This window comes from Phyllobacterium sp. SL163 (genome assembly GCF_049896885.1).
Taxonomy (GTDB): Bacteria; Pseudomonadota; Alphaproteobacteria; order Rhizobiales; family Rhizobiaceae; genus Phyllobacterium; species Phyllobacterium calauticae.
In genome coordinates this window covers 469,595-488,540 of the sequence record NZ_JAFCVE010000002.1, presented here as the reverse complement: position 1 = coordinate 488,540, position 18,946 = coordinate 469,595, and the positions used below count along the sequence as shown (strand labels likewise).

General features: G+C 58.4%; 17 protein-coding genes and 1 pseudogene. 7 read left to right on the top strand and 11 right to left on the bottom strand.

All coding sequences use genetic code 11. From position 1 onward, the window contains the following. Window positions 1-5: 5 nt before the first annotated feature. Window positions 6-911 carry a LysR family transcriptional regulator gene (locus ACP7B1_RS05960; RefSeq protein ID WP_346306991.1) on the bottom strand — a complete coding sequence of 302 codons (906 nt, stop codon included), beginning with the start codon at window positions 909-911 and terminating at the stop codon, window positions 6-8. 114 nt (window positions 912-1,025) lie between these two features. Between ACP7B1_RS05960 and ACP7B1_RS05955 the strand changes: the two genes are divergently transcribed. Further along, entirely contained in the window at window positions 1,026-1,643 is a 618-nt protein-coding gene (locus tag ACP7B1_RS05955) for an FMN-dependent NADH-azoreductase (RefSeq protein ID WP_346306992.1), read from the top strand. 102 nt (window positions 1,644-1,745) lie between these two features. Here ACP7B1_RS05955 and ACP7B1_RS05950 read toward each other — a convergent pair whose 3' ends face one another. Continuing rightward, window positions 1,746-1,931 carry a hypothetical protein gene (locus ACP7B1_RS05950; protein WP_346306993.1) on the bottom strand — a complete coding sequence of 62 codons (186 nt, stop codon included), beginning with the start codon at window positions 1,929-1,931 and terminating at the stop codon, window positions 1,746-1,748. Between the two features lie 180 nt (window positions 1,932-2,111). Further along, window positions 2,112-3,104 (bottom strand): UDP-glucose 4-epimerase GalE, encoded by a 993-nt coding sequence (gene galE / locus ACP7B1_RS05945; protein WP_346306994.1) that lies wholly within the window; start codon window positions 3,102-3,104, stop codon window positions 2,112-2,114. Between the two features lie 305 nt (window positions 3,105-3,409). Between galE and hemA the strand changes: the two genes are divergently transcribed. Beyond that, entirely contained in the window at window positions 3,410-4,687 is a 1,278-nt protein-coding gene (gene hemA, locus ACP7B1_RS05940; protein ID WP_346306995.1) for a 5-aminolevulinate synthase, read from the top strand. A 53-nt stretch (window positions 4,688-4,740) separates the two neighbouring features. On the opposite strand, the gene ACP7B1_RS05935 is transcribed toward hemA, so the two are convergent. The 3 genes from ACP7B1_RS05935 to mscL all read right to left on the bottom strand — a co-directional run bounded on the left by ACP7B1_RS05935 (window position 4,741) and on the right by mscL (window position 7,556). Further along, window positions 4,741-5,793, bottom strand: a complete 1,053-nt coding sequence (locus tag ACP7B1_RS05935) for an AbrB family transcriptional regulator (protein WP_346306996.1) — start codon at window positions 5,791-5,793, stop codon at window positions 4,741-4,743. Continuing rightward, window positions 5,790-6,956, bottom strand: a complete 1,167-nt coding sequence (locus tag ACP7B1_RS05930) for a pyridoxal phosphate-dependent aminotransferase (protein WP_346306997.1) — start codon at window positions 6,954-6,956, stop codon at window positions 5,790-5,792. The genes ACP7B1_RS05935 and ACP7B1_RS05930 overlap by 4 nt, the downstream gene beginning before the upstream one ends. Before the next feature lie 186 nt (window positions 6,957-7,142). After that, window positions 7,143-7,556 carry a large conductance mechanosensitive channel protein MscL gene (mscL, locus tag ACP7B1_RS05925; protein WP_223611847.1) on the bottom strand — a complete coding sequence of 138 codons (414 nt, stop codon included), beginning with the start codon at window positions 7,554-7,556 and terminating at the stop codon, window positions 7,143-7,145. Window positions 7,557-7,779: 223 nt separating this feature from the next. Here mscL and ACP7B1_RS05920 point away from each other — a divergent pair, with 223 nt between their 5' ends. Beyond that, window positions 7,780-11,265 carry a hybrid sensor histidine kinase/response regulator gene (locus ACP7B1_RS05920; RefSeq protein WP_346306998.1) on the top strand — a complete coding sequence of 1,162 codons (3,486 nt, stop codon included), beginning with the start codon at window positions 7,780-7,782 and terminating at the stop codon, window positions 11,263-11,265. A gap of 13 nt (window positions 11,266-11,278) precedes the next feature. Here the strand turns inward: ACP7B1_RS05920 and ACP7B1_RS05915 are convergent, their stop codons facing one another. Beyond that, on the bottom strand, window positions 11,279-11,950 hold the full coding sequence (locus ACP7B1_RS05915) for a response regulator transcription factor (protein ID WP_346306999.1): 672 nt from the start codon (window positions 11,948-11,950) through the stop codon (window positions 11,279-11,281). A gap of 228 nt (window positions 11,951-12,178) precedes the next feature. On the opposite strand from ACP7B1_RS05915, the gene pip reads away from it, so the two are divergent. Further along, window positions 12,179-13,129 carry a prolyl aminopeptidase gene (pip, locus tag ACP7B1_RS05910; protein WP_346307000.1) on the top strand — a complete coding sequence of 317 codons (951 nt, stop codon included), beginning with the start codon at window positions 12,179-12,181 and terminating at the stop codon, window positions 13,127-13,129. Between the two features lie 43 nt (window positions 13,130-13,172). On the opposite strand, the gene ACP7B1_RS05905 is transcribed toward pip, so the two are convergent. Both ACP7B1_RS05905 and ACP7B1_RS05900 read right to left on the bottom strand, forming a co-directional pair. After that, the gene (locus ACP7B1_RS05905; protein ID WP_223611854.1) at window positions 13,173-13,616 is read right to left on the bottom strand and encodes a VOC family protein; all 444 of its coding nucleotides are present in this window, start codon (window positions 13,614-13,616) and stop codon (window positions 13,173-13,175) included. 144 nt (window positions 13,617-13,760) lie between these two features. Further along, window positions 13,761-14,213, bottom strand: coding sequence for a hypothetical protein (locus ACP7B1_RS05900; RefSeq protein WP_426136711.1), 453 nt, complete (start codon window positions 14,211-14,213; stop codon window positions 13,761-13,763). 132 nt (window positions 14,214-14,345) lie between these two features. Between ACP7B1_RS05900 and ACP7B1_RS05895 the strand changes: the two genes are divergently transcribed. The 3 genes from ACP7B1_RS05895 to ACP7B1_RS05885 all read left to right on the top strand — a co-directional run bounded on the left by ACP7B1_RS05895 (window position 14,346) and on the right by ACP7B1_RS05885 (window position 16,942). Then, window positions 14,346-14,693, top strand: coding sequence for a DUF952 domain-containing protein (locus ACP7B1_RS05895; RefSeq protein WP_346307002.1), 348 nt, complete (start codon window positions 14,346-14,348; stop codon window positions 14,691-14,693). Next, a complete protein-coding gene (locus tag ACP7B1_RS05890; RefSeq protein WP_346307003.1) occupies window positions 14,690-15,787 on the top strand; it encodes a quinone-dependent dihydroorotate dehydrogenase in 1,098 nt (365 codons plus the stop codon). The genes ACP7B1_RS05895 and ACP7B1_RS05890 overlap by 4 nt, the downstream gene beginning before the upstream one ends. A 78-nt stretch (window positions 15,788-15,865) precedes the next feature. Continuing rightward, window positions 15,866-16,942, top strand: a complete 1,077-nt coding sequence (locus tag ACP7B1_RS05885; protein ID WP_346307004.1) for a D-alanine--D-alanine ligase family protein — start codon at window positions 15,866-15,868, stop codon at window positions 16,940-16,942. Between the two features lie 5 nt (window positions 16,943-16,947). On the opposite strand, the gene ACP7B1_RS05880 is transcribed toward ACP7B1_RS05885, so the two are convergent. Beyond that, window positions 16,948-18,303 carry an MATE family efflux transporter gene (locus ACP7B1_RS05880; protein ID WP_426136708.1) on the bottom strand — a complete coding sequence of 452 codons (1,356 nt, stop codon included), beginning with the start codon at window positions 18,301-18,303 and terminating at the stop codon, window positions 16,948-16,950. 94 nt (window positions 18,304-18,397) lie between these two features. Beyond that, a pseudogene (locus ACP7B1_RS05875) lies at window positions 18,398-18,895 on the bottom strand (CAP domain-containing protein). Window positions 18,896-18,946: the final 51 nt, after the last annotated feature.

Below are 18,946 nucleotides of genomic sequence, written 5' to 3'. Positions count from 1 at the left end.
CCAAATCAGTAAGCGCATGCGGCCATTTCCCGCGCGAATCGCTCGACCCACCATTTTGCGGCGGGTCCAAGGGGATGGTCGGCCATGTGGAGGGCAAAGAGCGAGTAGTGGCTCTCCGGATAGGGTTCAAGGTCGAGTTCCACCAACCGGCCTTCGGCAACGTCGTCCTTTATCATCCACTTGGGCAGGCCGCCCCAGCCCAATCCGGCGACCATCAGCTCATGCTTGATACCCACATCGGTCAGCCGCCACGTCCGATATGCGAAAACGCCAAAGTTCCGGCCCTTGGTCTGTTCGGAAAGGTCCGTCACCACAAGCTGGACGTGATCGCGGATGAAGGAGAGCGGCACCGGCCCCTTGTACAGGGCCAGGGGATGATCCGGCGCGGCAGCGGGTGTCATGGTCATCTCGCCAACCCGGATCGTCGTGAGATCATCGCTGGTCTGAACTGGCGGCCCGCCAATGCCGATATCCGCCTGCCGCTTTTGCACGAGATCCCATACCATGCCGAGCGCGCCGACATGCAGCCGAAGGCTCACGGTCGGGAATTGTTCCTGGAAGGCTTTCAGCACGGATATGAGCACCGGCGACGGCACGGACACATCGACGACAATCGCTATCTCCGCCTCCAGCCCCGCCTTGAGACCCTCGGCACGCGCCCGCAGTCCCTGCAGCGCCGATGCCATTCGCCGGGCGTCTTCCAGCATGGCGACACCCGCTTCCGTCAGGCGCGGTTCGCGGGTTCCGCCGCGGGAAAACAGCTGCAGCTCGAGCTGCGATTCCAGATTGGCGATCGTATAGCTGATAACCGACTGAGACCGGTTGAGATGGCGCGCAGCGGCGGAAAAACTGCCGGTATCGGCAACCGCAAGGAAGACCTGGAGCTGATCGAGAGTTGGATTTGGCTGCATGATCTATCTAATCCATAGATGGGTTTGATAGATATTTTCCCAGTTTTCTAAATGGATGTCGAGCACCAAATTACGGACATCAATTCATTGTCCTTTTTGGAAGGTACCAAAACCATGTCGTCCATACTTCTCATTACCTCGAGCCCACGCGGCGCGGCTTCCCACTCGACACAGGTCGCCACGGAGTTTGCGCGTAAGCTGCAGCAGGCAACACCGGGCAGCACCGTCGTCACACGCGACCTTGCCAGCCACCCGCTGCCGCACATCGATGCCGACTACACGGCCGGCATTTACACCCCCGTGGAGGCACGCACCGCCGAACAGCAGCGGGTTGTCTCCGTTTCGGATCAGGCCGTCGACGAACTCTTTGCCGCCGACAGCATCGTCATCTCGACCGGGTTCATCAATTTCAGCATTTCTTCGACCCTGAAATCGTGGATCGACCATATCGCCCGCGCCGGCAAAACCTTCAGCTACGGTGAAGATGGTCCCAAAGGTCTTGTCACCGGCAAGAAGGTCTATCTGGTGATCGCATCCGGCGGGATTTACTCCGCTGGCCCGGCATCCGCATTGGACCACGCGACACCTTACCTCAAATCCGTGCTTGGCTTCCTCGGGATGACCGACGTCGAAGTCATTCGCATCGAAGGTGTTGGCATGGGACCGGAAGCCGAAGCCAAGGCAATCGCCACGGCTCAGGAACAGACCAGTCATCTGGCTCTGGCTGCCTGACGCAGCGCAATCTCGGGAGGTGGATTCGCGTCCACCTCTTTGATCCGCTTTGGCAGTGATGCTGATTTTAATCGAGAGATGCCCATGTACCCGTTGGGCTGTCTATTTTGCCTGCTTGTATTCGGCTTCGTCCAGGCGGCGGAGCTGGTCGAGCAGGCTCTCCGGCACAGTATCATCAACCTTGTAGATACCGGCAGCGCGTATAGCGGTCCGATAGGACGACTGGGAAATTTGTCGTCGCATAATCTTGGATAGCTGTTTTTCGTTGGTCCGGTTGGCGCCGTCCATCGCATTACTCCAACTCTACTTCGTGGTCTTCAAGGTCCTGAACTAAACACCTTCCCAGCGAAGAAGGTTCCCCTTTTCTAGGATGACGCATGTTAAAACAATGTGTCTCTCCGCCGCATGGCCGATTCAACGGCCGAAAGTAACGGCATCCCGCGCAGCGGCGCTGCGCAAACAGGACAGTCAGCGCCCTGAATTGCGGCTGGCAAGACCCTTTTCCCACGCCAGCGCCGTTTCGACGATCATATCAAGATTGTCGAAACCGGGTTCCCAGCCCAGGTCTTTTCGCGCCCGTGCGCTATTGGCCACAACGGATGCGGCATCGCCCGCCCGCCGATCCGTCAGGCGCGCGTCAATCGGTCTCCCATGAACGCGCTCGACGCTTTCAATCACGTCGCGCACCGAATAACCCCGGCCATAGCCGCAATTGGCGACGATGCTGCTGGCCCCGGTGCGAAGCCGGTCCAATGCCAGCCGATGGGCGGCGACGAGGTCACTGACGTGAATATAGTCACGCACGCAGGTGCCATCCGGCGTCGGAAAGTCGTGACCGTAAATTTCCATGTAAGGCCGCTTCCCCAATGCCGTTTCACAGGCAACCTTGATCAGATGAGTCGCGCCGCGTGTCGACTGGCCGGAACGGCCCTTCGGATCGGCCCCGGCCACATTGAAATAGCGCAGCGCCGTATAACGGAAATCATGCGCCGCCGCCGTGTCGCGCAACATCCATTCCGTCATCAGCTTGGAAACGCCATAGGGCGATTGCGGCAGCAGCGGCGTCTCTTCGGTAACGGGCTCCAGCCCCCCATCGCCGTACACAGCGGCCGTTGACGAAAAGATGAAGTTCTTCACGTTGGACTTGACCACCGCTTCAATCAAGGTGCGGGATTTCGAGGTGTTGTTTTCGTAGTAGGCCAGCGGATCCCGAACGGAATCGGGCACCACGACGGAACCGGCGAAATGGATGACCGCATCGACATAATTGCGTTCGATCGTATCGCGCACGAGATGCTGGTCGGCAATGTCGCCAATGATGAGCTTGGCCTCCGCAGGGACCGCCCATTCAAACCCGGTGGAGAGGCGATCGATGACCACGACGGATTCACCGGAATCGAGCAATTCCCAGACCATGTGACTGCCGATATAGCCCGCACCCCCGGTTATGAGTACTGTCATCTGCCATCCCCCCCTGAACCACGCCAACAGCTCTATTGCGGTATCTTGCCGCATTTTGGCGGGTCTGCAAAGCGTTGAAGATACATCATAAAAATAACGTGGCGAAAGAATCGCAGACCATTCCACCTCAGGAGCGGGCAGAACGGGTTTCCGGCGTTCCCCATATCGCCGGCGCTCTTTCGACGTTATAGTGTCCGTGCCCGCTGGCAGAATAGCCATTTGCCAAGCGTGGCAAATTGCCCACCTTCCCGTCATGGATTTTAGCCCGCAAAAACGCTACTAAGTCCAGGATACAGGAGCAGTTCATGGACTATCGTCGGTTTTTCGAAGACGCGATCGACCAATTGCACGCTGAAAAGCGCTATCGGGTCTTTGCTAATCTGGAACGGATCGTGGGGAGATTTCCGCGCGCGCTTTGGCGTACTGCCGATTCCACACGTGAAATCACCGTATGGTGCTCGAACGATTATCTGGGAATGGGTCAGCATCCCTCGGTTATCGCGGCCATGCACGATGCGTCGAGCCGCATGGGCTCCGGTGCAGGCGGCACCCGCAATATCTCCGGCAACAATCATCCGCTCGTCGAGCTGGAAAACGAGCTGGCCGACCTTCACAACAAGGAAGCGGGTCTGGTCTTTACCTCGGGCTTCGTGTCGAACGAGGCATCGATATCGACGATTGCGCGGCTTCTGCCCAATTGCCTGATCCTCTCCGACGAGTTGAACCATGCCTCGATGATCGAAGGCGTACGCCGCTCCGGCGCTGAAAAGAAGATTTTCCGCCACAACGATGTGGCGCATCTCGAAGATCTGCTGAAGGCGGCCGGCAAGGAACGCGCCAAGCTGATCGTGTTCGAATCTGTGTACTCCATGGACGGCGATATCGCCCCCATCGCGGCCATTGCCGATCTGGCCGAGAAGTACAATGCCATGACCTATATCGACGAGGTTCATGCGGTTGGCATGTACGGCAATCGCGGTGGCGGCATCACCGATCAGGAAGGCCTCTCGGATCGCATCGATATCATCGAAGGAACCCTGGCAAAGGCTTTCGGCACACTGGGCGGCTATATAACCGGCCCCAAGACCGTGATCGATGCCGTTCGCTCCTACGCGCCCGGCTTCATCTTCACCACTGCCCTGCCCCCCGTGATCGCGGCAGCGGCTACCCAATCGATCCGCCACCTGAAAGTTTCGCAGGAAGAACGCAGATTGCATCAGCAGCAATCGCAGCTGACCAAGGATGTCCTGGCCGCCGCCAACCTGCCGGTCATGCAGTCGCAGACCCATATTGTCCCGATCCATGTCGGCGACCCAGAACTGTGCAAGATGGCGAGCGACCGGCTGCTTCAGGTGCACGGCATCTATATCCAGCCGATCAATTACCCCACCGTCCCGCGCGGCACCGAGCGGCTGCGCGTCACGCCGACGCCCTTCCACTCCGATGAACTGGTGCTCGAACTGAAGGACGCGCTGGTCGAAGTCTGGACGGCGCTTGGCATTCCCTTCGCCAAGGACAGCGCCCCGTCGGTCAAGACGGGCGAACGCGTCGTGACGCTTGCTGTTTCCAAAGCCGGCGGCTGAAGACACGCTTTCCTGAAATCGCTTAAGCCCGCTGTTTCAGTGAAATGGCGGGCTTATTTATTGGCATCGGTATCGTTCAGCCAGCGCGCCAGAAACGGCACGGCAAAGGCGATCATCAGAAATCGCGCCACGTGGTGGGATGCCACATAGGACGGATCGACGCCCAGAGAAAAGGCAATCACCGTCAGCGCTTCCAGCGCCCCCGGCGCAAAGGCCAGGGCGATCTGTGCGGGATGGATATCCAGGATATACCAAACCGCCAGGGCTGCCAGAAAAGAGGCGGCCGTTCCCAGAACAAAGGCGCAAAGGGCAGCCGGCAGATAGCGAACGAGCTGGGTACGATGCTCCGCACCCACCCTCGAGCCGATCAGCACGCCCAGAATGATCAACCCGATATCCGCGATCGAGCGCGGGACCACCGCTGTCACGACCGATGCGGCGTGCAATGCCGCGCTTGCCAGCAAGGCACCGAGCATCATGCCGCCGGGGACGCGCGTATACTGGCCGAGAAGCGCCCCGGCAAGGCCGCAGACAAACAGAATGAGCGCTTCCTGGACCGTCCAGTGATCGTTCATCTCCACCACGACATGCGGCGCATTCCTGGCGATGACGGCAAGCAGCGGGGCAAGAAAGCCGATGAGAAGCAACAGGCGGATACACTGAACGACGGTGCTCTTGACCATGTTGGCCTGCGTTCCCATGGCGGCCACCAGCACGAAGGAAAGCGCTCCAGGCAACGATGAAAACAGCGCGGTGGGCCCATCCCAGCCGAAGCCCTTGCGCAGCATGACATAGGTCAGTCCGGTCACCGCGATGAGCGCCACGAAGAGCATGAAAAAGCTGACGGGCCACAGCACCATCTGATTGACGGTATCGGCGGAAACGCCGGACCCGGCCTGGATACCCAGCATGAAGAAGACAAAGGCACGCAGCCAGTCGGGCAGATGGATACGGACACCGGAAAGGGATGCAGCCGTGACCGCAAGTGTCGACCCGAGCAGGAACGGGATAGGCAAACCTGCAAAACCGGCGCTGAAGGCGCCGGCTGAAGCGATGAGGAGCGAAAGAATGGTGGCCTGGGTATTATTCAGATGTAAGCGATTCAACGTTTCCTGATCCAGTCTGCGAGGCGATCGGCAGCCTCCTCGACCTGATCTATACGCCGGGCAAAACACAGTCGCAGGAAGGCTGCGCCACCATCGCCAAAAGCCGTTCCAGGTGCAAGGCCAACCCTTGCCTCATCGACGATATCAAAGGCTGCGCGATAGGAGTCGGAAACGCCCTCGATGCCAAACAGCAGGTAGAAGGCGCCGGCCGGCGGCGACATGCGCACCCTGCCCGTGGCTGCGAGTTTGGCGCAAAGAATATCGCGCGCCTTGCGTGCACGCTCCACCTGCATCCGGATGAATTCGTCCCCATGATCAAGAGCGGCGACAGCACCCCGCTGCATGAACTGCGCAACACCCGAATTGGAGTACTGGATCAGGTTCTCCACGGTTTTGCCAAGGGCGGGATGCACGGTCATCCAGCCGACACGCCAGCCGGTCATTGCCCAGTTCTTGGAAAAACTGTTGACGAAGATAATCCGGTCATCGAGATCCATGACATCGAAAAACGAGGGGGACCGGCGCGCACCGTAATAGAAATGCGTGTAGATCTCGTCGGCGACGATCCACAGACCGTGCTGGCGGGCGATCTGCAATATTTCGCGCAACGTCTCGATATCAGCGGTCCACCCGGATGGGTTGGATGGAGAATTGATGAACAGTGCCTTCGTCCTGGGCGTGATCGCGTCGCGGATTTTTTGCGGATCAAGCGTCCAGCCATTGCCGGTGAAATCCTGCGTTACCGGAACCGGCGTTGCACCCGCTATGCCGGCCGCAGCGGCAAAATTCGGCCATGCCGGCGACACATAGACGACCTCGTCTCCCGCCCCGGCCGTGGCCTGGATGGCCAATTGTATCGAATGCATCCCGGAACCCGTGACATAAAAATGATCGACGGGCAGATCCACATTGAAATGGCGCTTGTGATAATCGGCCAGTGCTTGCCGCAATTCCGGAATGCCAGCCTGCCAGGTATAGAAGGTTTCGCCATTGGCCAGACCGGCATTTGCCGCATCCCTGATGAAATCCGGCGTCGGCAGATCGCCCTCACCCGCCCAGAGGGGAATGACGCCGTCCTGGCGCCTGCCATGGTTCATCACCGCAACAATGCCGCTCTCCGGCGCGACCGCAGCCTCATGGCGCAAATGTTCAATCAGACCCATACATATCTCCAGTGCCAAACGCACATCCCGTTCAAAGGCAGACCTAACGCAACGAAGCGCAACAATCACGCGGATATTTGTGATGTTCCCATCACCGATGCTGATGATCTGCTGACGTCATCCTGACAATCAGGCAAACAAAAACCCCGGCGCCAGGCCGGGGTGTCTGAACCAATGCGGAAAGTCCTAGCGCTTGGCCAGGAGATCGCGAATATCGGTCAGCAGGGCTTCTTCCTTGGTCGGTGCAGCCGGGGCTTCAGGGGCCGCAGCTTCCTTCTTCTTGAGCCGGTTCATGGCTTTCACCACCATGAAGAGAACCCAGGCAATGATCAGGAAGTTGATCAGCAGTGTGACGAAGTTGCCGTAAGCAAGTGTTGCACCGGCTGTGCGTGCGGCGGCCAACGTGGCAGCGGGCGCACCTGCCAATTGGATAAACATATTGGAGAAGTCGACACCACCGGTGAGAAGCCCGATGATTGGCATCAAGATGTCGTTCACGATCGAATCAACAAGTTTGCCGAAAGCACCGCCGATGATCACACCAATGGCGAGATCGACCATGTTTCCCTTCAAGGCAAATTCTTTGAATTCCTTTAGCATGATATACCACTCTCCAGTATTCCGTGTTAATTGGAAGCTGTCAGTCCCCAGTGATGCAAGTTGCACCACAGATTGACAGTAACAGATGTTCCTAATTTATTAATATAAAGTTTTATTTTCCGAACGAGCAACCCTGGTTATTCAAGTGTTTTCGACGGGCAGGTTTTTAAATTAATTCATTTTGATGAACACGTTCATCGCAATTTATGGAAGGTTGAAGCCCATGACGGGCTGGACTGTAGCGCTTGTCGCGATTTTATATCTTATTGCACAGTATGTGCGGGTCAAAACCATCGGCCGGCGCAATCGCCTTGATCAGAAGGTCGACCGGCCGTTCATCTATGCGCTCAGTCTGGCGTCGGGCGGCAGCAGCTGGCTGTTTTATGGCGGCCTTGGATATGCCGCCGAAAACGGCATTGAATTTGCCGGGCTGTTCATCGGGATAGCTCTGGCTTTCACCCTGGGCTTTCCGTTCTTCCATCGTGTGATCAAACTTGCACAATCGCAGGGCATTGCCTCCATCGCCGATCTGATTGGCGCCCGCTATGGCAAGAGTTTCTCGGTGACGGCGTTTGTCACGATCATCGTTACGGTTGGCGGTGTTCCCTACCTCGCCCTGCAGCTCACCGCAGTGCATTATCTCTTCGAAGTATTTGCCGGCACGTTTACCCCGCATAGTGCGGACAGGGCCCACGAACCCCATTGGCTGCTCTGGGGCCTCCTGTGCGTCATCGCCCTGTTCGTCATCCACAACAGCGAGAAATCGCCGCAAACCATGGATCGCGATGAAAGCATTGTTCGCACGCTGGCCAGCGATTCCGCTTTGAAGATGATTGCCTTCATAGCGGTGGGCATAGCCGCGACGACGTTTCTTTTCGGCACACCGGGCGAATTGCTCAGCCACCTCGCTGGCAGCAACACTGCCATCCCCGCACTGCAGGCACACGTCTCGGTGGCGAATGTTGTCGCGCTCGCGCTGATCGGCGCATCAACAACGCTGCTTCTACCCAGTCAATTCTATCTCACGGTCGTGGAAAACAGGAGCAGACGGGAATTGTCGGCCGCGCGATGGCTGGTTCCGGCATGCCTGTTGATTGCCGGTCTTCTTGTTTTACCCCTTGCGGCAATTGGCAATTGGATCCTGCCGTCCGATGTCTCTCCCGATTTTTATTTTCTTTCACTCCCTCTGCGGGCGCATCAAAGCTGGCTGGGCATTCTGGCTTTCGCTGGCGGTCTCTCGGCTGCGGCCACCATGCTGGTACTGCCTACCATTGTGCTGTCCATCATGATTTCCAACGACCTCATTTTGCCGACCCTGTTGAACTGGCCAAGGCGGGCGACATCGGCCGGCAAGGACGATTACACGGCAATCATTCCAAAAATCCGGCGCTGCTCCATCATTGCCATTCTGCTTGCCGCCTATGCCTACCAGTTCACAATAATGGATTACGTTGACTTTGCGGAGCTCTCGCTCATTTCCGCGGTGAGCCTGATGCAGATGCTGCCACCCTTTCTCGGCGGTTTTGGCTGGCGCAGGGCAACAGCACGCGGCGCATGGTGGGGTATGGCTGCAGGCACTGCCGTGTGGTTTTACACCATGCTTCTCCCCACCTGGCTTGATGAATCCTGCTCGCTTGTTACCAGCGGACCCTATGGCATCGGTCTCTTGCGCCCGCATCATCTCTGGGGGTTGGACGCAAGTCCCGTGGTGAACGGGCTGCTGTGGAGCCTGACTGCCAACCTGGCTTTGTTCATCCTTGGCTCGCTGTCAAAAAGCGCGTCGCCGCTGGAGCGCATCCAAGCCAATATTTTCATCCCCGAAACGGGAGAAGCCGCTCTTTCCAGCAGGAATCATCATGCCAACGTGACTGTCGATCAGTTGAAGGACACCATATCCCGATACATCGGCGCTGAACAAACCCGCCTTGCGTTCAATGCCTTTCATGACCAGGAGGGAATTGCCCTGGAAGGCGCGGCCGATTTCAAAACGGTGCATTTCTCCGAACAGCTGCTTTCCAGCATTGTCGGCTCGCCGTCCGCCAGGCTGATCCTGTCCCTTGCGATGGGGCCCTCCGGAGCGGCGCAGAAGCAGACGCAGATACTGCTTGATCATGCGACGGAAGCCCTGGTGCAAAACCGCGACCTGCTGCAAACGGCGCTAGACCGGGTGGATCAGGGGATCGGCGTTTTCGACCGGCAGTTCCGGCTCATGTGCTGGAACCGGCCGTTTCCGCTCATGCTCGATCTTCCCGATCGCCTGCAGCGCATGGGCACACCGTTCCAGGCAATTGTTTCCTTTCTCCTCGTGCAGAGAAACGCTGCTGCAAGCGGCGGCGACGGCGCGTTGCAGGAGCTGGAAGCGCTGCCCGCGCGCTGGCGTATCGCCCTTGGCAATAATTCGGGCCGGATCATCGACATTCTGGCCAATGCCATACCGGACGGTGGCATGGTGGCAACCTTTACCGACGTCACCCAGACTGTCGAAACAGACAGAATATTGCGGCAAAGCAATGAGCGCCTTGATGCGCGGGTGCGCGAACGCACGAAAGCGCTCACGCTTGCCAATCAGGAACTGGCCAAGGCACGGCGCCGCGCCGAGGACGCCAATATCAGCAAGACACGTTTTCTGGCCGATGCGGGGCATGATATTCTGCAGCCCCTCAACGCAGCCCGTCTCTATGCCTCGGCACTGACGGAACAGCTTGCCAAGCCGCAGATGAAGGATCTTGCGACCAACCTCAATTCATCCCTTGAGGCGGTCGAGTCGATCTTCAACGCGTTGCTGGATATTTCACGGCTTGATGCCGGTGCCCTCAGGCCTGAGATATCGACCATCCCGTTGAACACCATCCTCTTGCAGGTCTTTCGCGATTTTCTGCCGGTGGCGCAGGAAAGGGCGCTGGAGTTCAAACTGGTTGAAAGCTCGGTTGTCGTTGCAACCGACCCTCATCTTCTGCGGCGGCTGCTCCAGAACCTTGTTTCGAATGCCATCAAATATTGCAAATCGGGCAAGATACTCATGGGCGTTCGCCGTCGCGGCGATATGATCGAGGTTCAAGTCTTCGATACGGGTATAGGCATGGCCAAAACCGAACTGAACATCATTTTCCGCGAATTCTCCCGGCTTTCCCGCGGCATGCGCGAATCCGACGGACTAGGGCTTGGCCTATCGATTGTCGAGCGCATCGCCGCACTGCTGGGGATGTCCATCGGCGTATCTTCCCGCGTTGGAAAAGGCTCCGTGTTCTCCGTCAGAATGCCGGTATGCTCCGATGCCGTGCTGCCGGTCATCAAGAATCCGGCGGCTTCGGAACCCAATCGCGCGTTGGATGGCCTCAGGGTTCTTTGCATTGATGACGACGAACGTTCTCTTGCCGGAATGAAGGAGCTGTTGCAGACGTGGGGCTGTGCGGTGGAGGTCCTGACCAATGGCAAGGGCTTGGAGGCGCTATGCCAAAACCTTAGCGAACCACCGGATATGATCCTTGCCGATTACAATCTCGAAGATGAGAACGGAATTGACCTCATCGGGTATTTGCGCGGCCAGTACGGGTGTCCCATACAAGCCGCCCTCGTCACCGCTGACCGGTCGAGCCAATTGCGCGACCGTGCTGCGGCCGCAGCGATCCCACTGATCAACAAGCCCGTGCGACCCGCTGTCTTGCGATCACTCCTTTCCCATCTTCAAAACACCCCTGCGGACGCCTGAATGATCGCCCGCGCTAATGAAACTCCACTGTTCTGGAGTTCAGGGGCGCGGGGGTGCTGTTGAAACGGGACAAGCAAATGACCGCTTGTGTCCGGCTTTCAACACCAAGCTTGTAGAGAACCGCAGAGACGTGCGCCTTGATCGTGGCCTCCGACACATTGAGTTCATGCGCAATCTGCTTGTTGAGCATTCCGTCGGCCATCATGCCGAGAACCCGTCCTTGCTGCGGGGTAAGACGGCGCAAGCGGCCGACCAGTTCGAACAGTTCCTGATCCAGTTGTCCCCCGCCCTGACCGGTCAGCGGCGACCATATCTCGCCATCGAGTATCCTGCCGATGGCATCGGCAATCTCATCAAGGGTTGAGGACTTGGAAATAAAGCCCGAGGCGCCGAGTGCAAGCGCCGTCCGGATTGTAACGGCATCATCGGTTGCCGAAACAATCGCTATCGGCACGCTCGGGTGCAGCGAACGCAAAGCAATCAAGCCAGTAAGACCGCCGACGCCGCCCAAGGCAAGATCGAGCAGCAGAAGATCAACATCGGCTGCATCGAGGATGTGCCTTTTGGCACTCTCCAGATCGCTGACCTCGATAATATCAGCGTCTCCTGTCTGCAACATAAGTGCAGCTTTCAACGCCCCCCGGAAAAGCGGATGATCGTCCACAATGACAAACTTAAATCTCATGCCTGAAAAGTCTCCGTTTTGAAATTGCAACATCTGAAAATCTAATCGTTTTAATATTAGCGACTAAAGCGCATTTTCCTGATATATCAAGACAAATCTATTGCGCAGGAAAGTTCAAAACCAATGCGGACTGTTCGTAGATGTCTGCTAAACACATGAATTGACTTGGCAAAACCTTAATCCCGCGTAATCATAGACCTATTTCGCCACTTTTCGAAAGAAAGATGTATGATAACGAATACACTTTACCCCGAGACCCAGCCCTATGCCGAGCAAATGCTCGCCGTGTCTGATCTGCACAGCATTCACGTGGAGGAATGCGGCAATCCCCAGGGCAAACCGGTCATCATGATCCATGGCGGCCCTGGCGGCGGGATCAATCTCGCCATGCGCCGGCTGCACGATCCGGAACTCTACCGCATCATTCTTTTCGACCAGCGCGGCTGTGGAAAATCAACGCCTTATGCTGAACTGCGCGAGAATACCACTTGGGATCTCGTGGCAGACATGGAGCGTATCCGCAACCATTTCGGCATTGATAAATGGCAGGTTTTCGGCGGCTCGTGGGGGTCGACACTGGCTCTTGCCTATGCGCAGACCCACCCCGCCCATGTCAGCGAGCTGATCCTGCGCGGCATCTTCATGATCCGCCGTTTCGAAATCGAATGGTTCTATTCCAACGGTGCGAGCATCATCTATCCCGACCGCTTCGAAGCTTACCAGGAGCACATTCCTGAGGAAGAACGCGGCGACATGATCGCGGCCTATTACAAGCGCCTTACCGACGAGGACCCGGCCGTGCGCCTGGCCGCCGCCAAATTGTGGGCGCGCTGGGAAGGTTCCGCGCTTTCCCTCCTGCCGGATCCGGCGCGGGAAGAGGCTTTTGCCAGAGATCATTTCGCCATCGCGTTTGCACGCATCGAATGCCACTATTTCCAGAACAGGGGCTTCTTCGAAACGGATGACCACCTCCTGCGCAATGCCCATCTGATCCGCGAAATTCCCGGCGTTCTCGTGCACGGCCGCTATGACATGTGCACGCCGCTCCTGAACGCCTGGCATCTGAAAAAGGTCTGGCCGGAAGCGGACCTTCGCATTGTCGAAGATGCCGGACATTCCGTCACGGAACCGGGCATTGTGCATGAACTGATTGCTGCAACCAAAAGGTTTGCAGCCTGACAGCAACGCAGGCAACCGGTTGTTTCGGCAGCCGGTTGCCTGATTATGCCGCCAGATGCTTGCGGCGTGACTTGACCACCCACAAATGACCAAAGGGATCCGTCAGCACACCGACGCGGTCACCATTGTCCAGTTCCTCGACGGCATTGCGCACATGGCCGCCTTCCGCCGTGGCGTGGTGCATGACGCGGTCAACGTCGTCAACATGGATATCGAGCATGACAGGCGTCGCGCCAATCGCGTGGACAGAACGCGGCCCGCCCAGCGATGCATCCGCATCGCGTTTGGGGTTGGCGCCGACAATCATGATCACCGATGCGCCCATCCGCATTTCCGCAGCGATCAACGCGCCATTATGCAGATACGGGCGCCCGACTACCCGCGCGCCGAATACATTCTCATAAAAATCCATGGCCATTTGCTGGTCGCCGTGGCGCACAAAAAGCCGGATGGAAATTTCACCGATCAGTCTTGGCCCCTCGTTCATCCTGTCCCTCCAGCGTCCATTAGCGAGGGACTAAAGTCGTATAAAAACGCGAACAAATCAAGAACAAAATGATCTTTGGAGCAAAGGTTTTGGCGTTTTCCGTGGAAAACATGCCTTGACAGACCGACCCAGATTTTACCCGTTTCAGGTTTTCTGCGGCTGGGCCTGCTGCGGCTTGGCGCCGCTGTTATCGTTCTGGAATTCCTTGGCTATCCCCATGAAACGGCGCATGAATTTCTCCATGTAGTTCATGCCCTTCTCGAACTCTTCATCGGAAGGAAGCGCGTCGCGGACAACCGGCGGAATCTTGCCCATGCTGGCAACCGTGTCTTCCAGCTTGGCAACACGGGTCTTCAGATCCGCCACATCTTCCTCGTAGGCCCTGCGTTCATCCGCAGCGAGTTTGCAGATCAGCTGCCCGGACTTTTCCTGGCAGATGGACATCTCTCCGGTCCTGTTGTTCATCCTGATGTAACCGGTATCGGTTTTTTCCAGGGAATAATTCGTGGTTTCCCCGGTCGCGGCGCCGCTCGAGGCTGCGATTGCGAGGAACGGAACAGCCGCAACAGCGACCAGCAGTGTTCGTGTGCGTGACATGACAGACCTCCGAAATGCTGAACCTCAAGCTTGAGAGGATAATACGCCGAAAATAGGAATGAGCGCCGAGATTTCTGTTACCGGCAGCAGTCTACTCTTTGCGTATTGCGGTTTTGCGTCTAGTAAATCCGCATGAGCAAACTGATTTACAAGATTGCCCCACGGGCACTGTGGCAGGCGGCGGAAGCCGCAGGCGTGTTTGATGGCGCACCGATCGACCATGCCGACGGCTATATCCACTTCTCCACCGCTGCACAGGCGGTGGAAACGGCGCGCAAACACTTTGCCGGACAGGATGACCTGCTGCTGGTCGCCGTCGAGACCGACCGGTTGGGCGATGCCCTGAAATATGAGATTTCCCGCGGCGGCGACCTCTTCCCGCACCTTTACGCGTCTTTGCCGATGGCGGCCGTCCTGTGGGTCAAACCGCTGCCGCTTGACACCGATGGCAAGCACCAGTTTCCGGAGATGAATGCATGAGCGGACTGTTTCAGTCGCTGGGCCGCAAGGTCCTGTTTTCCTTCGACCCGGAAGACGCCCATGGCATGTCGATCAAGGCATTGAAAACCGGGCTGGTGCCGGGATGCACATTGCCGGACAGCCCTGCCCTGCAGGTTACCGTTGCCGGGCTGAAATTTCCCAATCCTCTCGGCATGGCCGCCGGCTACGACAAGAACGCGGAAGTGCCGGATGCCCTGTTGAAGCTCGGTTTCGGCTTTGCCGAGATCGGGACCCTCACGCCGCTGGCGCAATCCGGCAATCCCAAGCCGCGCATTTTCCGCCTTGTCGACGACAATGCCGTGATCAATCGCCTGGGCTTCAACAATGAAGGCCACGAAGCCGCGTTCCAGCGGCTGTCATCGCGCAAGAATCGTCTGGGAATTGTCGGGGTCAACATCGGAGCCAACAAGGATTCAACCGATCGCGTGGCTGACTACGTCGCCGGCATCCGGAAGTTCCATACGCTTGCAGCCTACTTCACCGCCAACATCTCGTCGCCCAACACACCGGGCCTGCGGGATTTGCAGGCTCGTGACAGCCTCAAGGAATTGCTCGGCAAGGTACTGGAAGCCCGCGATGCGGTTGCAGCACAATCCGGTGTCCGGCGTCCGGTCTTTCTGAAGATCGCGCCGGATCTGCCTGAAGCCAGCCTCGACGATATTGCTGCCGAAATCGCGCAGCATCCGCTGGACGGCCTGATCATCTCCAACACCACCCTGTCACGCACGGGTTTGCGCAGCCCGCAGCACACGGCCGAGACCGGCGGTCTGTCAGGTGCGCCGATCTTCAATCGCTCCACGATTGTGCTAGCAAAGATGCGCCAGCGCGTTGGCCCCGCGCTGCCGATCATCGGTGTCGGCGGCATCGACAGCGCCAGGACCGCAATCGCCAAGATTCGCGCGGGTGCCGATCTCGTCCAGCTCTATACCAGCATGATCTACCGTGGCCCCGGCCTCGCTGCTGAAATCCTCAAGGAGATGTCCGCCACGCTCAAGCGCGATGGCGTGGGCAATATCAGCGCGTTGCGGGATCGTGACCTTGCGGATTGGGCGGCGAAAGACATTCCCGCCTGACGGCAGAGCGTAATTTTGCCACTGTTCCGCAATCCAACGGATGGCGGCGATAAACTCCAGCGAAATGGAAAAACAGTGATGACGCGCAAGAGACGGGTGGCAGTTCTATTCGGCGGCCGTTCGGCCGAACATGAGGTTTCCCTGCTTTCCGCCGGCAATGTCGTCAAGGCAATCGATACCTCAAGATACGAGGTAGTGCCTATCGCCATCACCCGCACCGGACAATGGCTGCTTGCCGCGCTTGAAGATGGCGGCCTGCCAAAGACTGTTCCGGCAACCGGACCTGAAATCAGCCTGCTGCCCGGCGGGAAAGGCCGGCTTCTGGTTATTCCGGCAAGCGGCGCACCGCATGAAATACCACCGGTCGATGTGGTCTTCCCCGTGCTGCACGGCCTCTTCGGCGAAGACGGTTCGGTGCAAGGCTTGGCGGAAGTTGCCGACGTTGCCTATGTCGGCTGCGGCATTCTCGGTTCGGCAACGGCGATGGACAAGGACATTGCCAAGCGCCTGCTCGAGCAGGCCGACCTGCCCGTCGCCAAGGGCGTGACACTCCAGTTTGGCGAAACCGCCAGCTATGATGACATCACGCGCGACCTTGGCACACCGGTCTTCGTCAAACCCGCCCGGCAGGGCTCGTCCGTCGGCGTTGGCAAGGCTGCCACAGCCGAGGCCTTCGAGGCGGCCGTCAAGGAGGCATTCCGGCACGACCGCAAGGTCATTGTCGAGGAGTTTGTCCAGGCCCGCGAGATCGAATTTGGCGTTCTCGAAGGGAGCGACGGTTCATTGACCGTTTCGGTTCCCGGCGAGATCGCTCCAGCCGCCAGCCACGGCTTTTATACCTATGAAGCCAAGTATATCGATGCCGATGGCGCGGCCTTGTCCATTCCGGCCAACCTTCCGGCACCTGTCGGGGAACAGCTGCAGGACATGGCAGGCCGGGCCTTTCGGGCCCTTGGCTGTGAAGGCATGGCACGGGTCGATTTCTTCCTGCGGCCGGACATGAGTGCCGTCGTGAACGAGGTCAACACGATACCAGGTTTCACCAATATCAGCATGTATCCGAAGACACTGGGCGCGAGCGGCATTCCCTATCCCGAACTGGTGGACCGGCTGATCCAGCACGCGCTGGATCGCGCCGACCGTCAGCGCTCCTGAACGATCTAGCTGGCGAACTGCAGCCGCGCCCGCCGCGGCAGGATTGCCAGCAGCGACAGACCGCGCAGCCCGAGGAACAGGTGAAGCGCCAGCCAGAGCCCGTGATTGCCCATGAACTGCGGCAGAATGAAATAGGCGGCGAAGTACCCGGCAAGTGACAGCATCATCATGTTGCGCATGTCGCGCGACCAGGTGGCGCCGATGAATACACCATCCATATGGAAGGCCAGCAGCCCGGTAACGGGCGCCAGGGCAGCCCACGGCATGTAGAGTGCGGCCATGGCCTGCACATCCGCAGATTTGATCAGAACCGCCACGATGGCATTGCCGTAGATGAGGAAGAACAGCGCCATCAGCGATGCGAGGACCAGCCCCCACAGGAATGAAAGCTTGATGCCGCGATCAAAGGCCGGGCGATAATGGGCGCCGACGGCACGGCCGGAAATCTGCTCGGCTGCCGTCGTCACGCCATCAATGAGATAGCCCGAGATCAGCAGAAAATTCATCAGCACGGCGTTGGTTGCCAAGGTCACGGCACCGGCCTCGGTACCAGCGCGGGTGAAATAGGCATAGGCGATCAGCAGGAAGAACGAGCGCAGCATGATATCGCGGTTGACCGCAAACATCCGCCGGATGGCCGGCACATCAAGGATGCGCGCAAGCGATGGATTGGAAACGGCCCGAAACTGCCAGTAGACCATAGTCAAGCCGACAACCAGCGCGACGCTTTCGCCGAGCACGGTTCCCCAGGCGATGCCCGCCACGCCCCAGCCCATGACCAGACCGAGCCAGCAGGTCATGACCACATTGACGCCGTTGAGCAGGAATTGCAGGTAGAGGCCCTGCATCGCCTTGCCCTGCCCGAGCAGCAGACCGAGAACGACAAAGTTTCCAAGCGCCATCGGCGAGGAAAAGAGCCGGATCGACACGTAGGTGGACATGGCGTCGGCGACCGCCTGATCCGGGTTCATGAAGCGGACCGTTGCAGTCAGCACCAGTGGCGTTACGGCAATGAAAACAAGGCCGACAAGCACGGCTATGCCGATGGCCCGCCAGAACACCGCTTGCTGTTCCACATTGTCATGGCGGCCCATCGCCTGCGCCACCAGCCCGGTTGTACCGGCGCGCAGAAAATTCATGGTCGAGAAGAGAAAATCGAAAACCAGAGCCCCGATCGCAAGGCCGCCGAGCAGATGCGGATCGCCGAGCTGGCCAATGACAGCCGTATCGACGAGACCGAGCAAGGGCGTCGTCAACGATGCCAGCATCACGGGAATCGTGATCGACAGCATCAGGCGGTTCGTCACCTCGAACGGGCGAACGATTTTTGATCCATCAGGATGGGACACTTGCGTTGACATGGGACACCGGGAAAGACGCCAGAGGGGCTATCGATATCCTATGCCACTGCGCGCGGCGCTTTTCCAGAACTATCGGCCAATGCCGGCCGATCGTTCAGCTGGCAAGGACCAGCGCCCAATACCGCTGACTGCTGCCGCTGGCAGCTTCCGAATAGGCAAGACCGAACCGGGTGAACTTCTGATCCAGCATATTGCGGCGATGCGGCGGCGAGGCCATCCACATGGCAAAGAGCCGGTCGAGTTCCATGCGGCCGACGGCGATATTCTCCGCAGCAATGCCGTGGATCTCGTTGTTCCGCACACGGGTGGCAAAATCACGCCCCTAGCCGGTCGTATGGGACATGCGGCCGGCGCTGGCCATGTAGCCCGCCTGCTGCAGTGCGGCGCTTTCCAGCGAAGAATCGGCGGTCAGGCCAGCCAATCCATTGGAAGAGCGTATATTCTGCACAAGCGAGGTCGCTGACGCCGATACACCGGCGCTTTTCCCCGGCGTGCGTGTCACTGTCTGGCAGGCGGCCAGCGGCAACAGCGCCGAGACGGCGGCGAACCCAAGTACGCTGCGGCGTGACAAATGAAATCTATGGTCGGGCATAAGCAATTCCTGAATGAGATGCACTGCCGATATCCAGCAATTGTGGCTCAT

Bases quoted from the DNA above. Each gene is read 5' to 3' on its own strand.
- ACP7B1_RS05920 (WP_346306998.1), top strand. From the start codon at position 7,780: ATGACGGGCTGGACTGTAGCGCTTGTCGCGATTTTATATCTTATTGCA.
- hemA (WP_346306995.1), top strand. From the start codon at position 3,410: ATGGACTATCGTCGGTTTTTCGAAGACGCGATCGACCAATTGCACGCT.
- ACP7B1_RS05960 (WP_346306991.1), bottom strand. From the start codon at position 911: ATGCAGCCAAATCCAACTCTCGATCAGCTCCAGGTCTTCCTTGCGGTT.
- ACP7B1_RS05895 (WP_346307002.1), top strand. From the start codon at position 14,346: ATGAGCAAACTGATTTACAAGATTGCCCCACGGGCACTGTGGCAGGCG.
- ACP7B1_RS05915 (WP_346306999.1), bottom strand. From the start codon at position 11,950: ATGAGATTTAAGTTTGTCATTGTGGACGATCATCCGCTTTTCCGGGGG.
- ACP7B1_RS05885 (WP_346307004.1), top strand. From the start codon at position 15,866: ATGACGCGCAAGAGACGGGTGGCAGTTCTATTCGGCGGCCGTTCGGCC.
- mscL (WP_223611847.1), bottom strand. From the start codon at position 7,556: ATGCTAAAGGAATTCAAAGAATTTGCCTTGAAGGGAAACATGGTCGAT.
- ACP7B1_RS05930 (WP_346306997.1), bottom strand. From the start codon at position 6,956: ATGGGTCTGATTGAACATTTGCGCCATGAGGCTGCGGTCGCGCCGGAG.
- ACP7B1_RS05955 (WP_346306992.1), top strand. From the start codon at position 1,026: ATGTCGTCCATACTTCTCATTACCTCGAGCCCACGCGGCGCGGCTTCC.
- ACP7B1_RS05880 (WP_426136708.1), bottom strand. From the start codon at position 18,303: ATGTCAACGCAAGTGTCCCATCCTGATGGATCAAAAATCGTTCGCCCG.
- ACP7B1_RS05905 (WP_223611854.1), bottom strand. From the start codon at position 13,616: ATGAACGAGGGGCCAAGACTGATCGGTGAAATTTCCATCCGGCTTTTT.
- ACP7B1_RS05950 (WP_346306993.1), bottom strand. From the start codon at position 1,931: ATGGACGGCGCCAACCGGACCAACGAAAAACAGCTATCCAAGATTATG.
- ACP7B1_RS05900 (WP_426136711.1), bottom strand. From the start codon at position 14,213: ATGTCACGCACACGAACACTGCTGGTCGCTGTTGCGGCTGTTCCGTTC.
- galE (WP_346306994.1), bottom strand. From the start codon at position 3,104: ATGACAGTACTCATAACCGGGGGTGCGGGCTATATCGGCAGTCACATG.
- pip (WP_346307000.1), top strand. From the start codon at position 12,179: ATGATAACGAATACACTTTACCCCGAGACCCAGCCCTATGCCGAGCAA.
- ACP7B1_RS05890 (WP_346307003.1), top strand. From the start codon at position 14,690: ATGAGCGGACTGTTTCAGTCGCTGGGCCGCAAGGTCCTGTTTTCCTTC.